Annotated in this window: 25 protein-coding genes; 9 read left to right on the forward strand and 16 right to left on the reverse strand. The window is 69.7% G+C overall.

Features of this window, described 5'->3' with window-relative positions; genetic code table 11:
* The first annotated feature begins 247 nt into the window (after nt 1-247).
* A complete protein-coding gene (locus tag CHC09_RS31805; RefSeq protein ID WP_089296953.1) occupies nt 248-892 on the forward strand; it encodes a hypothetical protein in 645 nt (214 codons plus the stop codon).
* A 52-nt stretch (nt 893-944) separates the two neighbouring features.
* On the opposite strand, the gene CHC09_RS31810 is transcribed toward CHC09_RS31805, so the two are convergent.
* The 7 genes from CHC09_RS31810 to CHC09_RS31840 form a co-directional block, all read right to left on the reverse strand.
* The gene (locus CHC09_RS31810; RefSeq protein WP_089296954.1) at nt 945-2,285 is read right to left on the reverse strand and encodes an LLM class flavin-dependent oxidoreductase; all 1,341 of its coding nucleotides are present in this window, start codon (nt 2,283-2,285) and stop codon (nt 945-947) included.
* Nucleotide 2,286: 1 nt separating this feature from the next.
* On the reverse strand, nt 2,287-3,183 hold the full coding sequence (locus CHC09_RS31815; RefSeq protein ID WP_089296955.1) for a TauD/TfdA dioxygenase family protein: 897 nt from the start codon (nt 3,181-3,183) through the stop codon (nt 2,287-2,289).
* Nucleotides 3,184-3,198: 15 nt separating this feature from the next.
* Complete coding sequence (locus CHC09_RS31820) at nt 3,199-3,996, reverse strand: ABC transporter permease (RefSeq protein WP_089296956.1); 798 nt, start codon at nt 3,994-3,996, stop codon at nt 3,199-3,201.
* Entirely contained in the window at nt 3,989-4,777 is a 789-nt protein-coding gene (locus CHC09_RS31825; protein ID WP_089296957.1) for an ABC transporter ATP-binding protein, read from the reverse strand. Before CHC09_RS31825 ends, CHC09_RS31820 begins: the two co-directional genes overlap by 8 nt.
* Nucleotides 4,774-5,796 (reverse strand): ABC transporter substrate-binding protein, encoded by a 1,023-nt coding sequence (locus CHC09_RS31830; RefSeq protein ID WP_089296958.1) that lies wholly within the window; start codon nt 5,794-5,796, stop codon nt 4,774-4,776. The genes CHC09_RS31825 and CHC09_RS31830 overlap by 4 nt, the downstream gene beginning before the upstream one ends.
* Before the next feature lie 401 nt (nt 5,797-6,197).
* A complete protein-coding gene (locus CHC09_RS31835; RefSeq protein WP_089296959.1) occupies nt 6,198-7,223 on the reverse strand; it encodes a sporulation protein in 1,026 nt (341 codons plus the stop codon).
* Nucleotides 7,224-7,484: 261 nt separating this feature from the next.
* Nucleotides 7,485-8,474, reverse strand: coding sequence for a malate dehydrogenase (locus CHC09_RS31840; protein WP_089296960.1), 990 nt, complete (start codon nt 8,472-8,474; stop codon nt 7,485-7,487).
* 231 nt (nt 8,475-8,705) lie between these two features.
* Here CHC09_RS31840 and CHC09_RS31845 point away from each other — a divergent pair, with 231 nt between their 5' ends.
* On the forward strand, nt 8,706-9,236 hold the full coding sequence (locus CHC09_RS31845) for a hypothetical protein (RefSeq protein ID WP_239138673.1): 531 nt from the start codon (nt 8,706-8,708) through the stop codon (nt 9,234-9,236).
* A 26-nt stretch (nt 9,237-9,262) separates the two neighbouring features.
* Here the strand turns inward: CHC09_RS31845 and CHC09_RS31850 are convergent, their stop codons facing one another.
* Together CHC09_RS31850 and CHC09_RS47210 are read right to left on the reverse strand one after the other, a co-directional pair.
* Complete coding sequence (locus CHC09_RS31850; protein ID WP_179277366.1) at nt 9,263-9,982, reverse strand: GIY-YIG domain-containing protein; 720 nt, start codon at nt 9,980-9,982, stop codon at nt 9,263-9,265.
* Nucleotides 9,982-10,944: a DUF7662 domain-containing protein gene (locus CHC09_RS47210; RefSeq protein WP_203833302.1), complete on the reverse strand. Its 963-nt coding sequence runs from the start codon at nt 10,942-10,944 to the stop codon at nt 9,982-9,984. Before CHC09_RS47210 ends, CHC09_RS31850 begins: the two co-directional genes overlap by 1 nt.
* A 235-nt stretch (nt 10,945-11,179) precedes the next feature.
* Between CHC09_RS47210 and CHC09_RS45540 the strand changes: the two genes are divergently transcribed.
* On the forward strand, nt 11,180-12,280 hold the full coding sequence (locus CHC09_RS45540) for a hypothetical protein (RefSeq protein WP_143232703.1): 1,101 nt from the start codon (nt 11,180-11,182) through the stop codon (nt 12,278-12,280).
* 142 nt (nt 12,281-12,422) lie between these two features.
* On the opposite strand, the gene CHC09_RS31860 is transcribed toward CHC09_RS45540, so the two are convergent.
* Nucleotides 12,423-12,857, reverse strand: coding sequence for a VOC family protein (locus tag CHC09_RS31860; RefSeq protein WP_089296961.1), 435 nt, complete (start codon nt 12,855-12,857; stop codon nt 12,423-12,425).
* A 76-nt stretch (nt 12,858-12,933) separates the two neighbouring features.
* Between CHC09_RS31860 and CHC09_RS31865 the strand changes: the two genes are divergently transcribed.
* The 3 genes from CHC09_RS31865 to CHC09_RS31875 all read left to right on the forward strand — a co-directional run bounded on the left by CHC09_RS31865 (nt 12,934) and on the right by CHC09_RS31875 (nt 16,125).
* The gene (locus CHC09_RS31865) at nt 12,934-14,070 is read left to right on the forward strand and encodes a hypothetical protein (protein ID WP_089296962.1); all 1,137 of its coding nucleotides are present in this window, start codon (nt 12,934-12,936) and stop codon (nt 14,068-14,070) included.
* An 83-nt stretch (nt 14,071-14,153) separates the two neighbouring features.
* On the forward strand, nt 14,154-15,053 hold the full coding sequence (locus CHC09_RS31870; protein ID WP_089296963.1) for a 2-hydroxyacid dehydrogenase: 900 nt from the start codon (nt 14,154-14,156) through the stop codon (nt 15,051-15,053).
* A 160-nt stretch (nt 15,054-15,213) separates the two neighbouring features.
* A complete protein-coding gene (locus CHC09_RS31875; RefSeq protein ID WP_089296964.1) occupies nt 15,214-16,125 on the forward strand; it encodes a TIGR01777 family oxidoreductase in 912 nt (303 codons plus the stop codon).
* Between the two features lie 15 nt (nt 16,126-16,140).
* Here the strand turns inward: CHC09_RS31875 and CHC09_RS31880 are convergent, their stop codons facing one another.
* Complete coding sequence (locus CHC09_RS31880; RefSeq protein WP_239138672.1) at nt 16,141-18,417, reverse strand: PAS domain S-box protein; 2,277 nt, start codon at nt 18,415-18,417, stop codon at nt 16,141-16,143.
* A 111-nt stretch (nt 18,418-18,528) separates the two neighbouring features.
* Here CHC09_RS31880 and CHC09_RS31885 point away from each other — a divergent pair, with 111 nt between their 5' ends.
* Nucleotides 18,529-19,308, forward strand: a complete 780-nt coding sequence (locus CHC09_RS31885; RefSeq protein ID WP_089296966.1) for an SAM-dependent methyltransferase — start codon at nt 18,529-18,531, stop codon at nt 19,306-19,308.
* Here CHC09_RS31885 and CHC09_RS31890 read toward each other — a convergent pair.
* From CHC09_RS31890 to CHC09_RS31905, 4 genes are all read right to left on the reverse strand, one after another.
* Nucleotides 19,259-19,531 (reverse strand): hypothetical protein, encoded by a 273-nt coding sequence (locus CHC09_RS31890; protein WP_239138671.1) that lies wholly within the window; start codon nt 19,529-19,531, stop codon nt 19,259-19,261. The genes CHC09_RS31885 and CHC09_RS31890 overlap by 50 nt on opposite strands.
* A gap of 7 nt (nt 19,532-19,538) precedes the next feature.
* Complete coding sequence (locus CHC09_RS31895) at nt 19,539-20,069, reverse strand: helix-turn-helix domain-containing protein (protein ID WP_089296967.1); 531 nt, start codon at nt 20,067-20,069, stop codon at nt 19,539-19,541.
* A gap of 56 nt (nt 20,070-20,125) precedes the next feature.
* Entirely contained in the window at nt 20,126-20,683 is a 558-nt protein-coding gene (locus tag CHC09_RS31900) for a hemerythrin domain-containing protein (RefSeq protein ID WP_089296968.1), read from the reverse strand.
* A 178-nt stretch (nt 20,684-20,861) separates the two neighbouring features.
* Nucleotides 20,862-21,419, reverse strand: a complete 558-nt coding sequence (locus tag CHC09_RS31905; RefSeq protein WP_089296969.1) for a DUF2087 domain-containing protein — start codon at nt 21,417-21,419, stop codon at nt 20,862-20,864.
* 243 nt (nt 21,420-21,662) lie between these two features.
* Here CHC09_RS31905 and CHC09_RS31910 point away from each other — a divergent pair, with 243 nt between their 5' ends.
* Both CHC09_RS31910 and CHC09_RS31915 read left to right on the forward strand, forming a co-directional pair.
* A complete protein-coding gene (locus CHC09_RS31910; protein WP_239138670.1) occupies nt 21,663-22,694 on the forward strand; it encodes a lytic polysaccharide monooxygenase auxiliary activity family 9 protein in 1,032 nt (343 codons plus the stop codon).
* 259 nt (nt 22,695-22,953) lie between these two features.
* Entirely contained in the window at nt 22,954-23,586 is a 633-nt protein-coding gene (locus CHC09_RS31915) for a DUF3159 domain-containing protein (protein WP_089297099.1), read from the forward strand.
* Between the two features lie 11 nt (nt 23,587-23,597).
* Here the strand turns inward: CHC09_RS31915 and pcaDC are convergent, their stop codons facing one another.
* Nucleotides 23,598-24,719 carry a bifunctional 3-oxoadipate enol-lactonase/4-carboxymuconolactone decarboxylase PcaDC gene (gene pcaDC, locus CHC09_RS31920; protein ID WP_203833301.1) on the reverse strand — a complete coding sequence of 374 codons (1,122 nt, stop codon included), beginning with the start codon at nt 24,717-24,719 and terminating at the stop codon, nt 23,598-23,600.
* Nucleotides 24,720-24,745: the final 26 nt, after the last annotated feature.

A 24,745-nucleotide genomic window follows, 5' to 3' on the forward strand; every position in this document is an offset into this window, starting at 1 on the left:
ACACTAGACCGCGAGATCTTGGAAGGATTTCCGTCAGGACGGCCGCTCCGAGCCCCTCACAGGTCTCGTTCGCTCGCCCGTCTCCCTGGCGGCTTCGAAAACATTACTCGCCGATGCCCGCAACTCCAAACCGACACGCCTGAGACGGCCATCACACCGAAATATCGACTCTATTGCTCAGATTTCGGCGGACGTCCGGCCCACAACGGGAGCGCGGAGGGTGCGCACCTGGCGTATAACGAGCAGCATGCGCACTAACGAGCTGGCCGAGATGTTGCGAGAGGTGCCGGGCACCGAGGTGACCGTCGGCCCAGGCCTCGTCACGGTGCACATCCCGGCGATCGGTGACACCTTCCAGATCGCCTTCCGCAACGTCCTGGACGCCGACTGGGTGCACGTGCCGACCGGAGAGCCGGCGGTGCAGGTGGACCTCCGGCGCAAGCACGAGTCACTCCCCCTGATCGTCACCGTCGACGACGTCGTCTTCACCCCGGCGTACGCGGATGATCTGATCGAGCCCGAGGACGGGGTGCTGGTCCCGGCGATGCCCAATCTGATCGCCTACTCCGAGATGCACCGCGACGTCCGAGCCCTCGGACAGGCTCTCGACGACCCGGATTTCACGCTCGACGACGAGGTTCTCGCCGCGACCCTCACCGCGCACCGCTGTTTCCTGGCCGGGGCGATGCGGATCGGCCTCTGGCCGGTACGGGTGGCGGCCTGGTGGGAGTACACGTCGGCGCGCTCCGCGGGACGGGTCACGATGGCCCGATTCCGCAGCGACCCCCAGTGGGATCAACTGATGGACGGCGTCCGGGAAGCCCGCCAGCACACCCGGCAAAGGGAGCCCGGCCAGCACGCCGAGCAGAACGGCATCCGGGCGATCCGCTGAAGCCGCACACTGCCGCCCGGCACCGCAGAGGCACCGGGCGGCAACGTACGGATCAGACGGGAATCGGCGTCGACGCCCGCCGGTTCGCCGGACGCGGCAGACCGTAGTGCTCGCGCAGCGTCCGCCCGGTGTATTCGGTCCGGAACAGACCCCGCTCCTGAAGGATCGGCACCACCAGGTCCACGAATTCGGTCAGGCCGGACGGCAACACCGGCGGCATGATGTTGAACCCGTCCGCCGCACCGGCCTCGAACCATTCCTGGATCGCGTCCGCGACCTGGACCGGCGTACCGGCGAAGGTGAGATGCCCACGCCCGCCACCGAACCGGGCGATGATCTCCCGAACCGTCAGGTTCTCCCGGCGACCGAGTTTGACCAGCAGGGTGCGCCGACTCTTGTGCCCCTCCAGCTCATCCTCCTCCGGCAGGTTCGCGGGAAGCTGCTCGTCCAGCCGCAGTTCCTCCGGAGCGACCCCGAGCAGGTCGGCGAGCTGCGGCAACGCGTACTCGGGCCGGATCAGCCCGTTCAGGACGGCTTCCTTCTCCCGCGCCTCCGCCTCCGTCGAGCCGATGACCGGAACGATGCCCGGCAGGATCTTGACGTGGTCCGGATCCCGGCCGTGTTCGGCGGCGCGCCGCTTCAGGTCGTCGTAGAACTCCTGCGCGTCCGCGAGCGTCTGGTGCGCGGTGAACACGGCCTCCGCGTAGCGGGCGGCGAAGTTCCGTCCGTTCTCGGAGGAGCCGGCCTGGACCAGGACCGGGTGGCCCTGCGCGGAGCGCGGAACATTGAGCGCCCCGGCGACCCGGTAGAACCGGCCCTCGTGCTCCGGCGGGTAGATCTTGTCGGAGTCGCCCCAGACGCCGTTCTCCTTGTCGGCGAGCACGGCGTCGTCGGCCCAGGAGTCCCAGAGCTTGAGCGAGACGTCGACGAACTCGGCGGCGCGCTCGTAGCGCTCCTTGTGGGCGGGCAGGTGGTCGAGGTTGAAGTTGCGGGCCGCGTCCAGGCCCGCGGTGGTGACGATGTTCCAGCCGGCCCGGCCGCCGCTGACGATGTCCAGCGACGCGAAGCGCCGGGCCAGGTTGTACGGCTCGTTGTAGGTGGTGGAGGCGGTGGCGATCAGGCCGATCCGCTCGGTCGCCCCGGCCAGCGCGGTGAGCACGACGGTCGGTTCGAGGACGCCGGCGGGGCGGCGTCCGACCTGGTTCCAGAGCACCGGGCCGTCGGCGAGGAAGACCGAGTCGAGCTTTCCGCGTTCGGCGGTCCGGGCGAGGTTCTTGAAGTGCTCGACGTCGAGGTCGGCGTACGGGTCGGTCTCCGGGAGGCGCCAGGCGGCCTCGTGGTGCCCGACGCTCATCAGGAACGCGTTGAGGTGCAGTTGCCGCTTCGTGGTCATGTCACTGCACCCGCGGGGTGTAGTGGGTGGCCTCGTCGCCTTCGAGGATGTAGCTCTTCGTCCCGTCGACGCCGACCGGGATGTCGCCGGCCACGGTCACCCGGTGCAGCTTGCGGGCCAGGTCGCCGTAGTCGTCGGCGGCGTAGTGCTGGGTCGTGCGGTTGTCCCAGACCACCAGGTCGCCGACCTGCCACTTGTGCCGCAGGGTGTTCTCCGGGCGGGTGACGTAGTGCTGGAGCAGGCGCAGGATGTCCCGGGACTCGGTCCTGGAGAGACCGATGACGCCGGTCACGAAGTTGCCGATGAACAGGTTCGGCTCGCCGGAGTCCGGGTTGACCCGGACGACCGGGTGCGCGGTGCGGTACCGGGTGGAGACGAAGACCTTGTGGTACTCCTCGACCTCGGCGGAGCGGAACTGCGGGTGCTCGGCGTAGTCGTACGCGTTGGAGTGCTCGGCCCACAGCCGGTCGGCCAGGACGCGCAGGTGTTCGGGCAGGTCCCGGTACGCGGCGGCGGTGTTGGCGAAGAGCGTGTCGCCGCCGTACTCCGGGATGACCAGGCTGCGCAGCGTGGTGGCCTTGGGCGGGGCGACCACGAAGGTGACGTCGGTGTGCCACGCGTTGGCCCGGGCCCCCTCGGCGCCGGCCACCTCGAGCACGTTGGCCTGGCCGTCGACGGACGGGACGGTCGGGTGCGCGAGGGTCAGCTCGCCGAAGATCGAGGCGAAGCGCTGGTGCTGCTCGTCGTCCAGGTGTTGGTCGCGGAAGACCAGCACCTTGTGTTCGACCAGGGCGTCGTGGATCGCCTTCGCGTCCGTCTCGTCGACGGGAAGCTTGAGGTCGACGCCGGAGACCGTCGCTCCGATCCGCCCACCGAGGCGCTTGATGTCGATGCTCATGGGGTGTAGCCCTTCTTAGTTGGTGCGCCAGGTCGAGAAGTGGCGCTCGGTGAGGATCAGGAGCTGGTTCACGATCAGGCCGATGCCGGAGATGGTGATGATTCCGGCGTACATCTCGGGGACCGCGAAGTTGAACTGCGCGTAGTTGATGAGGTAGCCCAGGCCGGCCTTGGCGCCGACCATCTCGGCGGCGATCAGGATCAGGATCGAGTACGCCCCGGCCAGGCGGATGCCGGTGAAGATGGTGGGCACCGCGGCGGGCAGGATCACCTTCTGGAACAGGCGCAGGGAGCCGAGGCCGAGCGAGCGCGCCGACTTGATCAGCAGCGGGTCGACGGTGCGGACGCCGCTGACCGTGTTGAGCAGGATGGGCCAGGCGCAGGCGTACAGGATGATCGCGATCTTGGAGGTTTCGCCGAGGCCCAGGATCAGCACGAAGACCGGCAGGATGGCCAGTGCGGCGGTGTTGCGGAAGACCTCGAGCAGCGGGCTGAGCAGGTTGGCGACCGGTTGGTACCAGCCGATCAGCAGGCCGAGCGGGATGGCGACGGCGATCGCGAGACCGAAGCCGGCCAGCGAGCGGGTCAGGCTGGCCTGGGTGTGTTCGAGCAGTTCACCCGAGCGCAGCAGGTCCCACCAGGCCACCAGGACCTCGGAGAGCGGCGGCAGGAAGGTCGAGTCGACCACGCCGAGCCGGGGGAGGGTCTCCCAGACGGCGGCGAGCAGCAGGATCCCGGCCGACTTGGTGATCGCGGACCGGAAGAACCGCCCCACCCGGATCGCCGGTACGGCCGGCAGGGAGATGCTAACCACGGGAGGCCTCCAGTTCCTGGTTGCGGGCCCGGCTGACCTCGTCGCGCAGCAGGCTCCAGATCTCGTGCCGGTAGTGCGCGAACTCCGGGTCGGAGCGCAGGTCCTCGGTGGCCGACCGGGCGTCGATCGGCACGTCCACGACCTGCTTGATCCGTCCGGGGCGGGACGTCATCACGGCGACCCGCTGTCCCAGGTAGACGGCCTCCTCGATGCCGTGGGTGATGAAGACGACGGTCTTGCCGGTCTTCTCCCAGATCTTCAGCAGCTCGTCCTGCAGCCCGTCGCGGGTCTGCGCGTCGAGGGCGGCGAACGGCTCGTCCATGAGCAGCACGTCCGGGTCGAAGGCGAGGCTGCGGGCGATGGCGACGCGCTGTTTCATGCCGCCGGAGAGCTCGTGCGGGTAGCGGTCGTGGAAGCCGGCGAGGCCGACCAGATCCAGGTATTCGCGGGCCCGTTCGGCGCGCTCGCGGCGGGGCACCCGCTTGGCTTCCAGGCCGAACTCGACGTTGCCCTGGGCGGTGCGCCACGGGAGGAGGGCGTACTGCTGGAAGACCACGCCGCGGTCCAGGCCGGGGCCGGTGACCGGCTCCCCGTCGACCAGGATCCGGCCGCTGGTCGGTTCGGCGAGGCCGCCGAGCAGGTCGAGCAGGGTGGACTTGCCGCAGCCGCTGGGCCCGACGATGACCAGGAACTCGCCCTCCTGCACCGACAGGTCGACACCCTGGAGAGCGGTCACGCCGCGGAACTTCTTACCGACGTTGTCGAAGACGATCTTCATCATGCCGCACCGCCGGCGGCCGCGTTGTACTGGTTGGTGAAGAGGTCAGTGGCCTTGACGTCCTTGCCCTTGAGCTCGCCGGTCCCGTTCAGCCACTCGATCCAGGTGCTGAACTCCTTCTCGGCGATCACGCCGCCCTTGCCGTTGACCCCGTAGCTCTTCCAGTACTGCAGCTGGCTGTCGTCCTCGTTGCGGGCCCGCTTCTTGAGGATCTCCCGGAACCGCTCGATGACCTGCTCCCGCGGCGTGCTGCGGGACCAGTCGAGGGCCTTGCCGACGCCGGTGACGAAGGTCTTGACGGTGTCCGGGTTCTTCTTGATGAAGTCGTCGCGCAGCACGTAGCTGCCGGCGGTGAACGGTCCGAGCAGCTCGAAGTCGGTGTAGAGCGGGTGGATGCCGCCGTGATCGAGGGCCTTGTCGCGCAGGGTGCCGCTGAGCGCGGCCACGTCGATCTGCTTCTGCCGCAGCGACTGCTCGGTGTTCACCGGCGGCACCACGACCAGCTCGACCTGGGCGATCTCGTCGGGGGTGAGGCCGGCCCGGGTCAGGTAGGTCTTGGTGATCGCCTCGGAGTGCGCCCCCAGAGTGTTGACGCCGATCTTCTTGCCGATCAGGTCCCGGGCGGTCTTGATCGGGCTGCCGTCGAGCACGAAGTAGCCGATGTAGCTGTCCTTGTCGACGCCGTAGTAGCCGACCACCGCCGTGATCGGCGCCCGGTTCGCGGAGAGCTTGACGATCGCGCCGTTGAACGCGCCGCCGAAGTCGATGTCGCCGGTGGTGGCAGCCTGGATGTCCTGTGGGCCGGAGATCGTGTTGCCGATCCACTTGAGCTTCACGTCGCCGAGGTAGCCGAGGTCCTCGGCGAGCTCGGCCGGCGTCACGGTGCCCACGCTGCCCTGATATCGCAGCTCGGTGGCCTGCTTGCCGGAGGCTGCGGCGTCACCGTCGCCGCATGCGGAGAGTCCGGCGGCGGTGAGGACCGCGGCGCCGAAGAGGGCGAGGGCGGATCGGCGGGTGGTCATGGTGAGCTCCTCAGGGGTCATCGGACGGCCGCCAGCGGCGGTCGCCGAGAAGAAAGATCGGAAAATGCGGATTTGTGTACGGCCACAGCGAGGTAGACGCGGCTGGGGCTGTACGGAGGTGTCCAGGGCGGCGGGGGGCGGAGCGCTTCGCCGTCAGACGCTCAACAGGCGCAGGTGCACACCCGGAGGTAGTCGACGAAGCGGCGGCGCGTGAGGCGCTTGTCTCGCTTCATGCCTAGAAACGTAAACGGCCTACGACGTCACGTCAGTACCTTTGTGACCCAGGTCACATACATTTCCCATAGGGTGAGTGGGATATGGCGCACGGATCGGCTATGACCTGCGAAAACACGAAAGGGCGGGAGCGCACGTGCGCTCCCGCCCTTGTCAGCTTTTTACCGTCAGTCGTCGCCGAAGTCCTCGAAGACCTCTTCCATCGCCTCGCCGATCACGTAGCCGGCCGCCAGGCCACCCACCGCGCCGAGAACCGCGCCGCCCATGCCGCTGCCGTGCCCACCGCGGTAGTGGCCGTGGTGGCCATACCCGTGACCGCCGTGGTGGCCGCCGTGGCCGTAACCGGGCGGGGGCGGCGGCGGGTAGCCGGGAGCGCCGTACGCACCGTGGCCGGGAGCGCCGTAGCCCGGGCGGGACTTGTGCCGGTCGACCGCCTGGCGGACCCAGCCGTCGACCACGGAACGCCAGTCGGTGGTCTCCGCGTCCTGGTGCGCGACCGTGTAGCGCCCGTAGGTGTCGTGGCCGCTGTGCAGCAGGCCGCCGCGCTTGTCGAACTCCAGCACCACCTCGACCTGGTGCGGGCTGGTCACGAACGTCAGCTCGACCTCGTTGACGGAGTGCGCGTACTGCGGGGCGGGCCAGTACTCGATCTCCTGGTAGAACGGGAGGGTCTGGTGGACGCCGTAGATCTGCCCGTGCTCCAGGTCGGCCGACTTGAAGCGGAACCCGAGCTGGCCGAACGCGTCCATGATCTTCTGCTGGATCGGCAGCGGGTGGACGTAGACCGGGTCGAGGTCGCCCTTGTCCAGCGCCCGGGCGATGGAGACCTCGGTGCGCACACCCATCACCATGCCGCGCAGCGGCTGCCCGTACGCCGTGGTGATCGGGGTCTCCCACGGCATGTCGATGCGGAACGGGATGGACATCTGCTGACCCGGGTGGATCCGCGTCGGCCCGGCCACGGTGATCCGGTAGAAGTCGCCGGTGGCCGAGTAGTCACCGCCGCCGCCCTCCACCTCCATCCGGGTGACCAGGGCGAGCGTGATGTGCTCGATGTCCGCTTCCTGCGTGCCGCCGGTCAGGTTGACCTGGCCGGTCAGCGGTGCGCCCGGATAGGTGCTCGGGTTGGCCAGCACGGTATCGACGCTCGGACCGCCGACTCCGAGGGCGCCCAGCAACTTCTTGAAGACCACTATGCCTCTCCTGTGCTCCTGCTAACCCGGCTTCCCCGGCAATCTAACAACGGCGGCTGAACAGAGGCTGGGAACACCTCTCAGCAGCCGGACGTGCACGGCAGCGTAGGACCGTCGTGCAAGCTCACGGGCCAGTCTCGATCCATCGCCGCGCCGATGTCACGGCTGTCCACGGATCAAGTCACCCGGACGGGGTCGTTGAAAACCTTGAAAAGCGAAAGGGCGGCTTATTCCGTACGAAATAAGCCGCCCTTTCGATGATCAGGAGATGAGGCCGAGACCCTGCACCGCGGTCCGCTCCTCCTGGAGCTCGGCGACCGAGGCGTCGATGCGGGCGCGGGAGAACTCGCTGATCTCCAGCCCCTGGACGATCTCCCACTTGCCGTCCTTGGCGACGACCGGGAACGAGGAGATCAGGCCGGCCGGGACGCCGTAGGAGCCGTCGGAGACGATGGCGGCCGAGGTCCAGTCGCCCTCCCGGGTGCCGTTGACCCAGGTGTGCACGTGGTCGATCGCGGCCGAGGCGGCCGACGCGGCCGAGGACGCGCCCCGGACCTCGATGATCTCGGCGCCACGCTTGGCGACCCGCGGGATGAACTCGTCGGCGAGCCAGGCCTGGTCGACCAGGTCCTTGACCGGGCGACCGGCGGCCTCGGCGTGGAAGACGTCCGGGTACTGGGTGGCGGAGTGGTTGCCCCAGATGGTGACCTTGCGCAGCTCGGCGACCGGGACGTTCAGCTTCTTCGCCAGCTGGGCGAGGGCGCGGTTGTGGTCCAGCCGGGTCATCGCGGTGAAGCGGTCGGCCGGCACGTCCGGCGCGTGCTGCTGGGCGATCAGGGCGTTCGTGTTCGCCGGGTTGCCGACGACCAGGACGCGCACGTCGGAGGCGGCACCGGCGTTGATCGCGGCGCCCTGCGGGCCGAAGATGCCACCGTTGGCCTCGAGCAGGTCGCCCCGCTCCATGCCCTTGGTGCGCGGGCGGGCGCCGACCAGCAGCGCCACGTTGACGCCGTCGAACGCGGCCTTCGGGTCGTCGAACACGTCGACGCCGGCGAGCAGCGGGAACGCGCAGTCGTCAAGCTCCATGGCGGTGCCCTGGGCGGCCTTGGTGGCGGCCGGGATCTCCAGCAGGCGCAGGCGGACCGGTACGTCGGCGCCCAGCAGGTGGCCGGAGGCGATGCGGAACAGCAGCGCGTAGCCGATCTGGCCGGCTGCGCCCGTCACGGTGACGGTGACCGGTGTCTTAGTCATGAGTTTGTCTCCCGAGGTTGAGGCATTTCGGCACCCGAACCGGACTCTATCCCTCGGGTTACGCGACGATGACACGGATGCCTCCAGGTGTGATCTCCCGGTGCACTTCCCGGCGGGCCGGCACACCGCGCCGCGGGGCAGCACCGTCGATCTCCACATTGGACCAACGCGCTTTCCGGGGCCGGCCTGGCGGGCATATCCTGCATCGGCGGACTCGTGGAAAGGTGCAGCGTGGCCATCCTGGCGCCGCCCTATCGGCCCTCCTCCCCCGGCTTCCCGCCGCTCGGTCCGGCGCGCGGCGACGGCGGCGCGACCATCGCCGTCACGATGCGGTACGCGCCGCTCGCCTTCCTGCTCGGGCTCTTCACGCCGGTGCTGGAGATCGACGGGCGCCGGGTGCAGGCGGCCTGGGGTCGGGTGAGCACGCCCGTCGCGCTCGGTGAGCACCACGTGCACGTGCACGTGCCGTACCTGCTGCCGTCCCGCCTCGGCTCCGCCGACACCACCGTGGTCGCCCTGCCGGGACGGACCTGCGAGCTGGAGTACCGCGCTCCCCTGCTCGCCTTCCTGCACGGCGCGCTCGGGCCGCCGCCGCAGAAGTACCCGGGCTTCACCCTGGCCGTCGTGCTGCTCATCGTCACCGCGATTCTGGCGGTCTGCGGCTGCGCCGCGCTGCTCACCGCCCCCGGCCGGCGCGCGGCCCACGCACCGGTGGCCGCAGGCCCGGCCGGGACGGAGTTCACCGACGGGTTGACGTCGTAGTCGCGGCGTTCAGGGGTGGCCGGCCGCTACTCGAAGGGCGGAGTGGGCCGGTCGACGAGGGTGGGTGTCGAGTCGACGAGCTGCGCGAAGAGGTCGAGGTACGCCGGGTCGTACGGCTCGTCGACGTGGTTGACGTTCCACAGGCCGGAGGTTCTGACCCTTTCGGCCGCGGCGTGACGGCCCAGCCACAGCGGGGACGGGGAGTCGATCCCGCCGGTGCGGTGAGACAGCAGGGCGATGCTGTTGCGCTCCACCCTGCCCCGATCGGCGGCGGTCGGCACGGGGAGCCAGAGCAGTGGCATAGCGACGAGGCGGGCGCTGACCGCACGTTCCAGCGAGTACTCGATGGCGCGGGCCGCGGCGCCGGCCCGGTGGGCGGTCCAGGATGCCGCGACGGCCGGTTCCCAATTGCCGCTGGCGAGCAGAGCTGTGCCGATGTGGCGCCGGAAGATGCTGCCACGATGGTTGCCGCCGCCCGGGAAACGGCCGCCGATGATGCCGCGGTGCTGGGCCAGCCGGCCCCGAAGCGTGGCGCGGCTCGTGGCGGTCAGGGCGTGGGTGCCGACGCGCACGACGCGAGGCGAGCCGTCGGCGCGGGTCTCCGCCGGCTCGAAGAAGAAGTAGACACCGTGGCTCGGGAGGCCGCTGGTCGTCGTGGGGAGGTGCCGGGTGCCGCCGAGGCGTGCCGCCAGGTCACCCAGGAGGGCGTACAGCCGGTCGGTGTCGGCCGCGCGTCGGTCGGTCATCACAGAGACTCCACAGAGATCCCGTCCGGAAGCAGGTCGGGCGAGCGGTACCAGAAAGCCCGAAATGCCGAACCTAGCGCGCGTGGCACGGTGACCATGGCACCGCCACCGGCGGATGCGACGCTGACCAGTGCCGCCTCAGTGATACCGGCGCTCCTCCAGGGTGTGCGTCGTACGAGGCGGGCATACTCGGTGCTCGCGGCCAGAAACGCCACCATCGAGCGGGCGCCGGTCCGGCGGGCGTGCTCACACAGCAGGTCCTCGAGCAAGCCCGGTGGCCAGTCCGCGTGACGGAAGACGCGGTTGTATGTGCCGATCGGTTCGTCGGCGCTGAGAACGCCGTACCCGCCGCTGATGATCACAATGTTGGCTCGCCGGGCGGTGGCATCGGTAAGAGCGTCGGCGGCCGACGTGTAGAAGAATCCGGTGTAACGCTGCCAGGCCGGCATCAGCAGGCGGTCGTCGATGGCGGTCGTCGTGGCCAGGACGGCTCTGGCCGCCACCAGATCCGGTGACCACCGGGCAGGACGCGGGCGGGCGTCACCGCCGATTGCCTTGCTCGCGGAGCATGCGATGACGATCAGGGCCCGCTCCGGATCGGTACGGACCAACCATCCTGGCTGTTCCCGTGCCGCAGCCGGCCCGGCGAGGTGAGCGATGGGCCGCCCCGTGGGGGCCGCGGTCTTGGCCGAGGCGATGCCGGATGCCGCGGTCGGTGCACCAGTCCGCTGGAAGGTCACTACTTCGCCCGGCCTGATCTGTTTGGGTTCGAAACCGGCGGCCCGCCAGGCACGCGTGTTGGGCCGATCGCCGTGCCACCACTGGGGATAGTGCCGGATCGACGAGGCGGGCATCCCGCCGACGATCCGGTCCAGTTGCGCCCAGCTCACCACAACAAGATCGACCGATCGACTGCGCAGCCAGGCCGTCAGTTGGGACCAGTCAGCGCGGGAATCGGCCACGGCGCCACGGTACGGGACGCGCGGCACCCAGCACACCGGCCGTTCACAGACCTTCCGTCGGTTCCACCGCGTAAGCCGGCTCCTAGCCCCGTTCTTGAAGATCGCTAATGGTCATGCCAGGGAGCGGATCGCGGCGTAAGAGTGGACGTGTCAAGTACATGACACTTCACGCCGACAAATCAAGGTATTAGCCTTGCTGCAGTTTCAACCCTAGTTGAGAATGTCGGTGCGCCGTATGACTGAGGATTCCGCGCCTTCCGGTTCCAACGGCGGTGGCAAACTTGACGCCGAGACCGGCTCCAGCAATTCGGGCTTGCTGGATCTATCTATCGAGCTATCGTCGCCCCAAGTTTTCTCGGGTTCAAAATTTGCACTCTACCTGCATATAAAGAATCCATTCTCGAAACCGATCTGGATTCGAAAGGTTACCACCAACCTTCCATCGGCCGTGCATTCCGTGGAAGACGAAGCCCAGACACAGGAAAATGAAGGGGCTCGCGTCGCCGCGGCGCAGAATTACCTCAACGAAGCCATGGATAGGCTTATTCGCATAGAACGCCGCCTCGGCGAACTCGATTCCCAACCCGTAAGTGACGAGCGGGAAAAGGAAGCGGAACGCTTGAAGGCGTCCGCGCACGACATCAACGCACGGCTCTCCGCCAGTCGAGACCTATTGTTGACGCAGCAGGGGTATGGAATCGTGACCTTGGCGAACAAGGCCCATGTCCGCATCGAGAACGCCCGGCTACGCAACTACGCGTGGTATGTAAATGATCAGGCTATGCTCCACGTCGAAGATATGCTGGCACTTGACGACGTCGTGGCGCTTCGTGGATCATTGCCGATGGATGTCGCACTGCAGGCGGGAAGCAGCAACGTCTGGACCATCACGCTTTCAACGAAAAAGAATCCTTTCTTCCTGCCGGCCGCATACCGCCTTAATATCACAGTGCTGTATTCGTTTGACCCGCCATCGGATCAGGTTGAGCAAGCGACCAGCCGGATTCATTCGAACGTCGCGCCGGCGACGGTCAACATCAGGTCTTCACTCTGGTCGGTAATGGGCGGATCTGTCTGCGGAGGACTTCTCGGCGCGACCGCGAGGTTGCTCCAGCAGATCGGGTCGACGGCCGGATCGCACGACGCATCCTCGATACTTTCCCCACTCCTCCTTGCCGCCGTGCTGAGTATTGCCGCATCAATTTTCGCGGCAAGAAAATCTGAAACGCAGTCTTTTGTCTCAGTTGAGGATTTTTGGGGTGGCGCACTCGTCGGCTTCTTGATCGGCTACTCCGGTACAGCCGCATTTGAGAGCTTGACTCGGATAAGCAGGTAGCGTATTCATTTCGGCCGACCAGCGCCCGTGATCTTGTAACCAGCGCACAAGGCAGCGGTGCCGCCGCACCCCGGCGGTCCGATGACAGGCGGGCGGGGTGCGAGGACCACGCCGAGGGGCGGCCGCTGGACGGGTCAGCGGGTCAGTCGAGGCAGAACTCGTTGCCCTCGATGTCCTGCATGTTCAGGCAGGACTCGTTGTACTCGTCGGCGAGCAGCAGGGTTCCGCGGACCGCGCCGAGTGGGATCAGGCGGGCGCACTCGGCCTCGAGGGCGGCAAGCCGTTCCTCGCCCACAAGGCCGGTGCCGACGCGCACGTCGAGGTGCACGCGGTTCTTGACGACCTTGCCCTCGGGTACGCGCTGGAAGTACAGCCGCGGGCCCTCCCCCGAGGGGTCCATGCAGGCGAACCCCGCGCCCCGCCGCTCGGGCGGCAGCGTGCGCTCGTAGTCTTCCCAGGTCGCGAACCCCTTCGGGGGCGGCGGTACGACGTACCCCAGCACCTCGCACCAGAACCGGGCCACCCGCTCGGGATCAGCACAGTCGAAGGTGATCTGAACCTTCTTGATCGACACCATCGACCCACGATAGATGGGGATCTTCGCCGTCCCACCCTGGGGCGTGACCGCCGACCCGAGTTGATCAAATAGGCGGATGACCGACGAGGAGATCGCCGAGCGGATCCGCCAGGTGCGGCGACGTGAGCAGAGGCCGAGCGTGATCGGCGGGCATCCGGTGCTCATCGAGACGGTCCGGCTGCCCACCGGGGCGGTCACGACCGTCCACCGGGTGCTCGACGGGCGGATCACGGTGCTGCGCGCGGGCGCGGACTCGTTCAGCGACGACGTGGCGCGGGCGCTGCTGGACGTCCCGGCGGTCTCGACCGGCAAGATCGAGCCCTTCGCTGTCGACGTGCCCGGCCTGCGGCTGGACCGTGCCGTCGCGCTCGGGCCCGACCTCGGCTCGGGGCCCGATCGCGAGCTGGACGAGCGGACGGTGACGGTCGTGGCCGTGCATCACAGCGAGATCCTGCCGGGCGAGGCGGAGGCGGACTTCCACCGGGCGATCTCGTCGCGCGGCACCGGTCTCGTCCATCGGCTCAACGAATGGAACCGCCACCCGGTGCCGCGCGCCGACGCCCGCCTGCTCGACGACTGGCCGGGCGGCCTGATGCGCCGTTCGACGAGGTTCCACCCCTGGCCGGCCGAGCGGATGCTGACCCTGGTCGCGCCGGACGGGCCCGCCGGCGTACGCGTCGAGATCCAGGGCATGGACGGCCACGTCCTCACCCTGCAACGCCGGTGGGACCGGGCTGTCGGCACGCTCACCTCCCCCGGCGGCGCGTCGGCGGCGGTCGACCTGCCCCGGCACGACCTGTGGGCGAGGCTCGGCCCGGTCTTCCTGGGGGCGGACCCGGCCGGGCTGGTCACCGCCGCCGAGGGTGTGCCGGAGAGCGACGTGCTGGAGCTGCGGTACCAGACGGAGGACCACGGCAGCGCGGCACTGCCGCGGCTGGAGAGTCTGGACAGCTGCGTGGCGCGGCTCGACCGGCAGATCCTGCGTACGCCGGGCAACTGGGCCGTCTTCACCTCCCGTTCGGACGCCGTGATCCAGGTGGAGTGCACCGACGACGGCCGGCTCTGGCTGGAGACCCCCGAGCCCGACACGAAGCAGTCCCTCGGGCGGCTGGTGACCGTCCGGGAGGCCACCGCTCTCCTGGAGGTTCTGGCCCGGGAGGACCGCAGCGCCGTGGCCGGGCTTCCCGGCGTCGAAGCCGTCCCCTGGGACTGACCCTTGCGCAGTGGCGGGCCTCACGTGGATTCACGCGCGTCGCTCCGCCACGGGATCGCGGGAGACACCGCACGATTGTCGCCGTGCGCTATTTGATCTCGAACGCCGAGGCGCTGGCCGAGCTCGGCGACCTGGACGCCGGCCTCTACGACGGCACCCGGCCCGTGCCCGAGGACCTGGACGATGTCGAGTTCTACGCGATGCCGTACGGAGTGATCGATCCGCGCTTCTGCGAGCCGATCGGGCGGATGCCCCGGCTTCGAGTGGTGCAGACCGTCACCGCCGGCTACGACCATGTCCTGCCCTACCTGCGGCCCGGCCTGACCCTGGCCAACGGCCGGGGCGTGCACGACGCGGCCACCGCCGAGCTGGCCGTGGCGCTCACCCTCGCCGCGCGGCGCCGTCTGCCGGAGTTCGTCCGGGCCGGCGACGGGGGCCGCTGGGCCCCGGTATGGGCGACCGGGCTCGCCGACACCCGGGTGCTGATCGTCGGCTACGGCTCGATCGGCGCCGCGATCGAGCGCCGGCTGGCCGGTTTCGAGGTGGAGATCAGCCGGGTGGCCCGGAGCGCCCGTTCCGGCGTACAACCGATCTCGGAGCTTTCGCGGCTCCTGCCGGAGGCGGACGTCGTCATCCTGACCACCTCGCTGACCCCGGAGACCGAGGGTCTGGTGGACCGGGAGTTCCTCGCCGCGATGGCCGACGGCGCCCTGTTGGTGAACGTGTCCCGGGGGCGGGTGGTGGACACCGGGGCGCTGCTCGCCGAGCTGGGGTCAGGCCGGCTGCACGCCGCCCTGGACGTCACCGACCCCGAGCCGCTGCCCGCCGGCCACCCGCTGTGGTCCGCGCCGAATGTCCTGATCACCCCGCATGCGGGCGGCCTGACCGCCGCGCTGGCTCCCCGGGCCCGGCGGCTGCTGATCGACCAGGTCCGGCGGTATGCGGCGGGCGAGCCGCTCGCGAACGTCGTCGTCGCGCCGTAGCGCCCGCCCCGGTCTTGAGCGGTCGCTCAAATCCGCGTATCCTGAGTTTTGAGCGACCGCTCAACACTGCCGGGACGGGAAGCAACCAGATGAGAGCTCAGATCACGCTGTCGCCGAGAGCGGTTCGGCCCATCGGCGACGCGGTCGCCACCCACGGCCGATGAAGGTCGTCATCGCCGGCGGTTCCGGCGCCCTCGGGCAGCGGATCGCCCGTGACCTGATCGATCGGGGCGACGACGTGGTCGTCCTGAGCCGTTCGGCCACCCGGGTCCGGTGGGGCCGGCAGGTGTCCTGGGACGGCCGGACCGTCGGGCCCTGGGCGTCCGAACTGTCCGGCGCCGCGTTGATCAACCTCTGCGGCGAGCTGGTATTCCGGCGGCCGACCCCGGCCAACATCGCGCTGCTGACCCGGTCCCGGACGGAGCCCACCCTGACGCTCGCCCGGGCCTGCGCGAGCCTGGACCGGCCGGTGCCGGTGCTCCTGCAGATGAGCACGCTGGCGATCTACGGCGACGCCGGCGAGGAGGCTCTCGACGAGTCCGCCCCGCCGGCCGAGGGTCCGCCGCAGATGGCCGGTGTCGCCCGGGCCTGGGAGGAGGCCGCGGCGGAGCTGCCCGCTGCGCGCCGGGTAACCCTGCGGACCAGCATCGTGTTCGATCGGGGCGCCCCGGCCTTCGACCGGCTGACCGACTTCGTCCGCTGGGGCCTCGGCGGCCGGATGGGCAACGGCCGGCAGTGGATCAGCTGGCTGCACATCGACGACCTGTGCGCGATCGTGCGCCATTGCCTGGAGGACACGAGGCTGTCGGGCATCGTGCACGCGGCCTCCCCCAGCCCGGTGCGCAACAGCGAACTCATGGCCACGCTCCGCCGGGCGACGGGTCACGCCGTCGGCCTGCCCACCCCCGCGCCTCTGGTCCGCCTCGGATCGGTGCTCCTGCGCGCCGATCCACTGCTGGTGCTGACCGGCCGCCGGTGTGTCCCGAAGCGACTGTGCGAGGCCGGCTTCGAGTTCACCTATCCGGAGCTGGAACCCGCGGTCGCCGACCTGCTCGGCGTGCGGGCCGGATGAAACGCCGACCGGAGGTCAGGGCTTGGCGTGCAGCTCGTCGTGCAGGGCGCGCATCAGCTCGGCACCGGTGAACGGCTTCTCCAGCAGGTGCACGTCGGCGGAGAGGGTCCCGTGGTCGGTCAGCACCGGCTGGGCGTATCCGGACATGAACAGCACCTTCGTCCGTGGATAGCGGGTCACGATCGCGTCGGCCAGGTCCTTGCCCAGCATCCCCGGCATGATGACATCGGTGAGCAGGACGTCGATCGGGTGCTCGGCGGCCAGCCGGAGCGCCTCCTCACCACCGTTCGCGGCCAGCACGGTGTACCCGCCGCGGTTGAGGATGCGGGAGGTCACCTCGCGCAGCGCGTCCTCGTCCTCGGCCACCAGGACGGTCACCCCGTCCCCGGGCATCAGGTCCGCGGAGTCCTCCCCGTTCGTCTCCTGCGCCTGCATGTCGGTGACCGGCAGCAGGATGATGAACGTGGTGCCCATGCCCGGCTCGGAGTAGATCTGCACGGTGCCACCGGCCTGGGTGATGATGCCGTAGACGGTGGCCAGGCCGAGGCCGGTCCCCTGCCCGCTGGGCTTGGTGGTGAAGAACGGCTCGAACGCCTTGTCGATCACCTCCTTGGGCATGCCGGTGCCGGTGTCCGAGACACGTAGCCGCAGGTAGCTGCCGGGCTTGAGGCCCGCGCGAGCGGCCGAGTGCTCCTCGTCGACCTGGACCTCGGCGGTGTCGATGGTGAGCCGGCCACCGGTCGGCATCGCGTCCCGGGCGTTCACCGCGAGATTGACCAGGACCTGCTCCAGCTGGCCGGGGTCGGCCATCACGGCGGGCAGCGGCGTGGTCGTCCGTACCGTCAGCTTGATGTGCTCGCCCAGCGAGCGTTCCAGCATCTTCTGGACCTCGGTGACCACCGCGTTCAGGTCGAGCGGCCGTGGCCGGATCACCTCACGCCGGGCGAAGGCGAGCAACTGGTGGGTGAGGTCGCTGCCGCGCTGGGCGGCGCGGGCGATCTGTTCGGCGTCGGCGGCCGCGGGGCTGCCGGCCACGTCCTCGATGATGAACGCCGCGTAGTTGACGATCACCGCGAGCAGGTTGTTGAAGTCGTGCGCGATGCCGCCGGCCAGCTGACCGAGGCTCTCCAGCCGCTGGGCCTGCTGCATCCGGGCCTCCAGCCGCTGCCGGTCGGTCTCCTCCCGCAGCCGGCGCCGTTCGGCCTCGACGGCCAGCCGCTCGGTGATGTCCCGGACCGCAACCACGGTGATCACCCCCGTGTCGGTGTACATCGCGCTGACGGCGATGTCGACCGGCAGTTCGGCACCGTCGCTGCGGATCGCCCGCCGTTTGGCCCAGCGCTGTTCGTCGCCGCCGGTCCGCTCGCTGTCCAGCGGGGTGGAGTCGCCACCGGTGCGCAGGACCGCCGAGACCGGCGGCAGGCCGTCCGGCAGCAGCCGGTCCACGGACATGTGGATCAGGTCGTGCCGGGGATGCCCGAACAGCCGCTCGGCCTCGGCGTTCACCAGCACCATCCGGCCGGACTCGGCGACGCCGAGCAACGCGTCCGGCGCGGCGTCGAGGATCGCCTGGACCCGGGCCTCGGCGCGTTCACGCTCGGTGACGTCCCGGGCCGTGCCCGTGGTGCCGATCAGCATGTCGTGCTCGTCGAGCAGCGGCGAGATCAGCATGGAGACCGCCACAGGCCGGCCGGAGGCGGTGATCCGGGAGCAGCGGTAGCGGTCCACCCGGCCGCCGAGGCGCACGAGGTGGCGGATCTGTTCCTCGTCGCCGCGGCGATCCGGCGGAATGATCTTTTCGATCGAGGCGCCGATCATCTCCTCGGCCGGGTAGCCGTAGAGCAGTTCAGCGCCCGGGTTCCAGGAGAGGATCCGGCCGTCCTGGGCGGTGGTGACGATCGCGTCGTGCGAGGACTGGACGATCGAGGCGAACAGCTTGAGGGTGGCGGCGGCCCGCCGTTGGACGGTGTCGTCCCGGAGGATCGAGGTCACGTACGTCTCCCCGTCCGGCGCGGTGACCGTGGCGAGGGAGATCTCTACCGGGAAGGTCGAGCCGTTGTAGCACCGGCCGCGCACCGGCCGCCGGCGTAGCGGAGGATGCTCGCCGGCGAGGTACTCGGCTCGCAGCGTCGCGTGTTTCGAACGCGCCGGCTCCGGTATCAGATCGTCGATGGATATGCCGATCAACCGGCCGGGCGGGTAGCTGAACATCTCGTGCGCACGGCGGTTGGCGACCGTGATGACGCCATCCGAGCGGCTGACGATGATCGCGTCCGGCGCAGTGTCGATCATGAGCCCCGGCAGCTCGTTGCCTGACTCCACGCCCTCCCCCTCCCTTATCAAACTACCAATTTTCCGGTATTTCGGGCACCAGTTCATGCGAACCAGTGCATCTTCAGGGTTGTGAGCATCGATCCCAACCGGCCGAACTCCGCCCGGGTGTACAACACCCTCCTCGGCGGCACGCACAACTTCGCCGTGGACCGGGAGGTCGCCTCACGAATGATGGAGATCATCCCGGATCTTGGCGATGTCGCCCGGGCCAACCGGGCCGTCATGCGCCGGGTCGTGCGCTACGCGGTGGCCCACGGTGTGCACCAGTTCATCGACCTCGGCTCCGGCATCCCGGCCGAGGGCAACGTGCACGAGATCGCCCAGGCCCTTGATCCGCGAGCCCGGGTCGCGTACGTCGACCACGACCCGACCGCCGTCCTCTACACCCGCGACCTGCTCGGCGCCGACCCCCGGGCCATCGTGTTGCAGGCCGACCTGTGCGACACGGAGTCGGTCCTCGGCGATCCCGGCCTGCGCTCATTGCTCGATCTCAGCCGGCCGACCATGATCCTGATGTTCGCGGTGCTGCACTTCGTGCCGGACGGGCCGGCGCTGGACGCGGCACTGCACCGGTATCGCAAGGCCGTCGCGCCGGGAAGCCTGCTGGCACTCTCGCACTTCACCGCCGGGCTGGACCCGGAAGCCTCGAGCCGGGTCGCCGACCTGCTCAGCCGCACCGGGACGCCCCTCGTACCGCGGGACAAGCGACAGATCACCGCGCTGTTGGACGGGTGGGAGCTGGTCGAGCCAGGGGTGGTGCGTGGGGCGGACTGGCATCCGGACCCCACGGACGAGCCGCTCACCGATCGGGTGGCGTCGCAGGGCCTGGTCGCCGTCGGCCGCCGGTGAGGTCGCTGTCGGCGGGCCGGTCCCAGCCGTCGCAGCAGTCCTCCGGCTCCAACTCGAGCAGGTCGAGCAGGTCAGGACCGAGGTGACCGGTGTCGACCGTGGCACCGGTCAGGCCGAGCAGGGCCGCGCAGTTGCGCCCGTAGCCCTGCACCATGCGGTCGACCCGGGTCGGGTGACCGCAGCGGCGGCACGGCCGCATCCGCTCCACCGGACGGTCACCCACCGGTTCATTATCGCGCGGACGACGGCTCGGCGCCGGGCCCATCCGCACCGAATCCGGCTTCGGCCGCGATCTGCGCGATCCGGGCCAGGGCGTCGTGTGGATCGTCGTGCGGACGGCTGGCCAGCTCCCCCACCTGCCGGAGCAGGTCGGGCAGGTGGCCGACGTCCGGGTGCCGGACCCGCTCCACCATGCGCAGCAGGGCGGTGAGTTCGGCGATCGTGTCCCGGAGACTGCCCGGGTCGAGGGTGCCGATCATGACTGGCTGCCGGTCGAGGCCGGGTTCGGCCTCGCCTGCCGTCCGGAGGACGCCGATCCGGAAACCGATGGCCACGGCATGTGCCTGGTCACGGGCGCCGAGCTGTTGGTACAGCGTCCTCAGCCGGGATTTGACGGTATTTGGCGAGATGTACAGGCGGGCCGCCATCTCGCGAGCTGTCTCCCCGGCGGCAAGAGACTCGATGGTCTCCTGCAGGTGCGGCGCCAGCACCGGCCGTTGCGCAACGGCCGCGGTGTGGCTTCGATGCGTTTGCAGCGACATGCCCGAGAATGTAGATCTTGTTGAACGGAGTGTGATCCACACCTCCCCGGGCGATTTCACCCCTCGCTGACCGCCTGCGCCAGCTCCTCCTTCGTCATCCTGGAACGGCCGGGAATATCCTGTTCCTTGGCCCTCTCGTAGAGCTCACGCCGGGTGTCCCCGCCGGCGGAACGGCCGGACCCGGGCAGCTCGCCGGTCGTCGCCTCGGCGAAGCGCCGCCCCATCGCCTCGCGGTCGGCGTCGCTGAGCCGCTCCGTCAGGATCGGCAGCAGGTCCTCCTCTTCCTCGCGCACGTGGTGCCGCAGCTCGCCGATGATCGCGGCGAGCGTGCCGTCGTAGCCGGGATCGTCCGGGCTGCCGTCGAGCAGGTTCGTCAGCATCTCCTCGATCTGGTGGTGCTCCACGACGCCGTCACGTACCTCCTCGCCGCTCTCCGCGGCCTTCTTGCGGATGGCCGGATAGACGAAGTCCTCCTCGGCCGCGGAGTGCGGCAGCAACATCCGGGCCGCCTCCCGCACCAGCCCGGCCCGGTCGGAATCGTCTTTCTCGGCTCGGCTGAGCAGGTCGTCGACCTGACGGTGCTGCTCCTTGATGATCTCCACGATGTCAGGCACCGGAACCCCCCTCGGTTCGACGTAGCTGACGGTGCGAGCCCGGAATACCCCGTTCAGGGGGAGTAATCCGCCGGCCTCCTGAAAACACCCGACCGGGGGACATCCGGTCACTTGACGGTGATCGGGAGCGGGGCGCCGAGGTCCCAGATCTCCCCAGGAACAGCCCGGAGCGACGGGGTCAGGCCACGTAGACCCGGCCGGCGCCGTAAGAGGTGCCGGCCCGGTCGCGCTCCATCCAGCCGGTCTCGACGAGCATGCGACGGACGGCGGCCACGTCGTCGGTGACCGCCGCGAGACGCCGGTTCACCTCGTCCTCGGTGAGCACGCCCTCGATCGCCAGGAACCGGGCGAGCAGTTCCGCGATCTGCTGGTAACGGTCGCTCAGCGTCGGCGGCAGACTCGTCAGGCGGCCGTGCGCGAAGAAGCTCTTGAGCTGCGGGTACTCCTTGAGCAGTGGCGCCAGCGGCAGGGTCGCGACGAGCGCCTGGGCCGCCTCGCGCAGCACCTCCGGCTTGGCCCGGTAATACCCGTCGCCGCTGCCGTCGGCCAGCCCCAGCCCGGCCAGGCGGCCCAGGGCCTCACCCGCCTCCGGCTTGGAGATGTCCAGGTGGAAGGCCATCTCGGCGAGCGACGACCCCTCCTTGCCGCGGCGGACCAGCTCGGCGAAGGCGCGCAGGCGAGCGGGGTTGGACAGCTGGGTGAGGAGATCGGCGGCGCGGGCTGCTTCAGCGGACATCCCCACAACCTATGGGCGGCGGGTGGACGCGGCATCCGATTTCTTCAGACGCATTGACTTGACTCAATCAAAAAGGCAGGCTGGGCGCCACAGCACTGCCGCCGGAGTCGCGCGGCACACGGAAGCCCGGGCAGCTTCCGCCGTCCTCACAGCCGGCCGTCGCCACGCGCGCGGCCCTGAGCTCAGGAGTGCTGAGTTCGCATGCAAACCGTCGTACGCAAAAGGCTCCTACTCTCTGCCCTGATGGCGGCCCTGGCCGCCGTCCTCGCCGTCATCGTCGCGCCGAGCGGGCCCGCCCAGGCACACGGGAACGTCGTCAGTCCCGCCTCGCGCAACTACGGCTGCTTCCAGCGCTGGGGTGACAAATTCCAGGCACCGGAGATGGCCACCGAGGATCCGATGTGTTACCAGGCCTGGCAGGCCGACCCGCAGGCGATGTGGAACTGGAACGGCCTGTACCGCGAGGGCGTCGCCGGCAACCACCAGGCCGCAATCCCGGACGGGCAACTGTGCAGCGCCGGGAAGACCCAGAACGGCCGGTACGCCGCGATGGACACGATCGGCGACTGGAAGGCGACCAACCTCGCCAACTCGTTCACCCTCCAACTCTTCGACGGAGCGCGGCACGGGGCCGACTACATCCGGGTGTACGTCACCAAGCCGTCCTACAACCCGATCACGACCGCGTTGAAGTGGTCGGACCTGACCCTGGTCAAGGAAGTGCCGAACACGCCCGCGGCACAGTGGACCCAGCAGCTGAGCAACGGTGTGCAGATGGACATCCCGGTGAGCGTGTCCGGGCGATCCGGGCGCGCCATGGTCTACACGATCTGGCAGGCCAGCCACCTGGACCAGTCCTACTACTTCTGCAGTGACGTGAACTTCGGCGGCGCGACGTCCTCGCCCACGGTCTCACCGACCTCGTCGCCGACGTCCTCGCCGACCGTCTCCCCGACCACTTCGCCCACCACCGCCCCGTCGGGCGCGTGCTCGGCGTCGGTGTCGGTGGCGTCGCAGTGGTCGGGCGCCTACCAGGCGACCGTCACGGTCACGGCGGGCAGCGCGGCGGTCAAGGGCTGGGCGGTGACGCTCACCTATCCAGCGGCGCAGACCGTCCAGCAGTCGTGGAGCGCCACGGTGCTGACCAGCGGAAACCAGATCCAGGCGTCGAATGCCACGTACAACGGGGCGTTGTCGGCCGGAGGCTCCACCACCTTCGGCTTCATCGCAGCCGGGACACCGAGTACGCCGACGGTGGCCTGCTCGGCCGTCTGACCCCTCGCCGGGGCGCGCAACAGTTGCTACAGTTCGGTTAACTGGGAGCGCTCCCAGTCATCCCCGAAGACCGAACGGAGGCGCAGCTCATCCCCCGCGTGAACCGCACGCAGTGCTGCCGCACCATGGACGGGGAACGAGGCCGCCCCACCTCGCTCCCCGTCACCCACTCACCCGCCGCGCCCTGACCGCCCGCCTACGCCCCTGACCAGTGGGCCATAGATTAGGCTGCCCTAATTCACGAAACGGGCGGGTGGAGATGGCGCAGCCGGAATCGCTGTCGGAGTTGCTCAACGGGCGGCGTGCCGCCCTCGACGCGTCGTTGCCGGCCGTCGGCTTCCTGGCCGGCTGGCTCCCGTTCCACTCCCTCTGGGCCGGCACGGCCGGCGCGCTGATCTGCGCCCTCGGCGTCGTCGGCTGGCGCCTGCACCGCGGCGACCGGCCCCGCGCCGTACTGATCGGCCTGCTCGCCGTCTGCGTCGCCGCGCTGATCGCCCTGCACACCGGCAAGGCCGAGGACTTCTTCCTGCTCCAACTGCTCAGCAACGGCGCTAGCGTGCTGGCCTGGACGATCAGCATCGTGATCCGCTGGCCCCTGCTCGGCCTGATCGTCGGTGCCGTCCTCGGCCAGCGCACCCGCTGGCGCCGCGACCCCGACCTGCTGAAGGCCTATTCCCGGGCGAGCTGGGTCTGGGTCCTCCAGTACGTCATCCGCCTCGCGATCTTCTTCCCGCTCTACGCCGCCAACCTGGTCGGCGTCCTGGCCGCCGCGAGGATCCTGCTGACCTGGCCGTTGATCGCCGGATGTCTCGCGGTGAGCTGGTGGGTCATCCAGCGCACCCTGCCCGCCGGCCACCCCGGCCTCCGCCACCCGGTCGACCGGCCCGCCTGACCCGGCCGGCGTCAGCGGCTGTCGACGTCGGCGAGGACGTGCTGGGCGATGCGGAAGGCGGCGTTGGCGGCCGGCACCCCGCAGTAGATCGCGGTCTGCAGCAGCACCTCCTTGATCTCCTCGGTGGTGAGGCCGTTGGTACGGGCGGCCCGCACGTGCATGGCCAGCTCCTCGTGATGTCCGAGAGCGACCAGCGCGGTGAGCGTGACGATCGACCGGCCACGGCGGTCCAGTCCGGGCCGGGTCCAGATCTCGCCCCAGGCGTACCGGGTGATCAGATCCTGGAAGTCGCGGGTGAACGGCGTGGTCGCGGCGGTCGTCCGGTCGACGTGGGCCGCGCCCAGCACCTCACGGCGGACGGCGGTGCCGGCCGCCCGCAGCTCCTCGAAGTGCTGGTCGAGCAGGAACGCGACGACCTCCGGGGATTCCGCCGGAGCGAGGTGCGCGACCTCGTCGAGGACGACGAGACGGCCGTGCAGGACGCTCTCCGCGATCAGTCTCAGCCCCTCCGGCGGCGTCGGCTTGTCCTGCCCGCCGGCGACGGCGAGGACCGGGGTGACGATCTCGGCGAGCCGCTCCCGTACATCGAATCCGGCCAGCGCCTCGCAGCACCGGGCGTAGCTCTCGTCGTCGGTCGCGCGCAGCGCGTCGAGCAGCGGCTCACGTTCGGACTCCGGGAAGCCCGCGGTGAACCAGCGCTCCGCCGAGCCGGCGACCACCGCCCCGGTGCCCTCCGCCCGGACCAGCGCGGCCCGTTCCGCCCACAGCTCCGGCTCGCCGATCTTGGCGCCGGTGCAGAGCAGGGCCGCGGCGGCGATCCGCTCGGGCGCCGCGAGCAGCAGCTCCAGCCCGATCGCGCCGCCGATCGAGTCGCCGGCGTAGAGGAAGCGTTCGCCGGGTCGCAGTCGGTCGGCGAGTTCCAGCAGTGCGGCGGCGAGGTCGGCGATGCTGAACGGGCCGGGCGCCGGGGTGCTGCGGCCGTGCCCGGGCAGGTCGAAGCCGACCACGTGGTAGCGGCCGTGCAGCCGCGCCGCGCAGCGTGCCCAGAGGCTCTCGGCCGAGGTGCCGACGGACGATCCGAGCAGCAGCAGCGGGCGCTCAGGGGCATCGGTGAAGACGGTCGCGGTCAGCACAGGGCTCCTTCCGGAAGCGTTTCTTC

The sequence above is a fragment of the Actinoplanes regularis genome (assembly GCF_900188005.1).
GTDB classification, from domain to species: Bacteria; Actinomycetota; Actinomycetes; order Mycobacteriales; family Micromonosporaceae; genus Actinoplanes; species Actinoplanes regularis.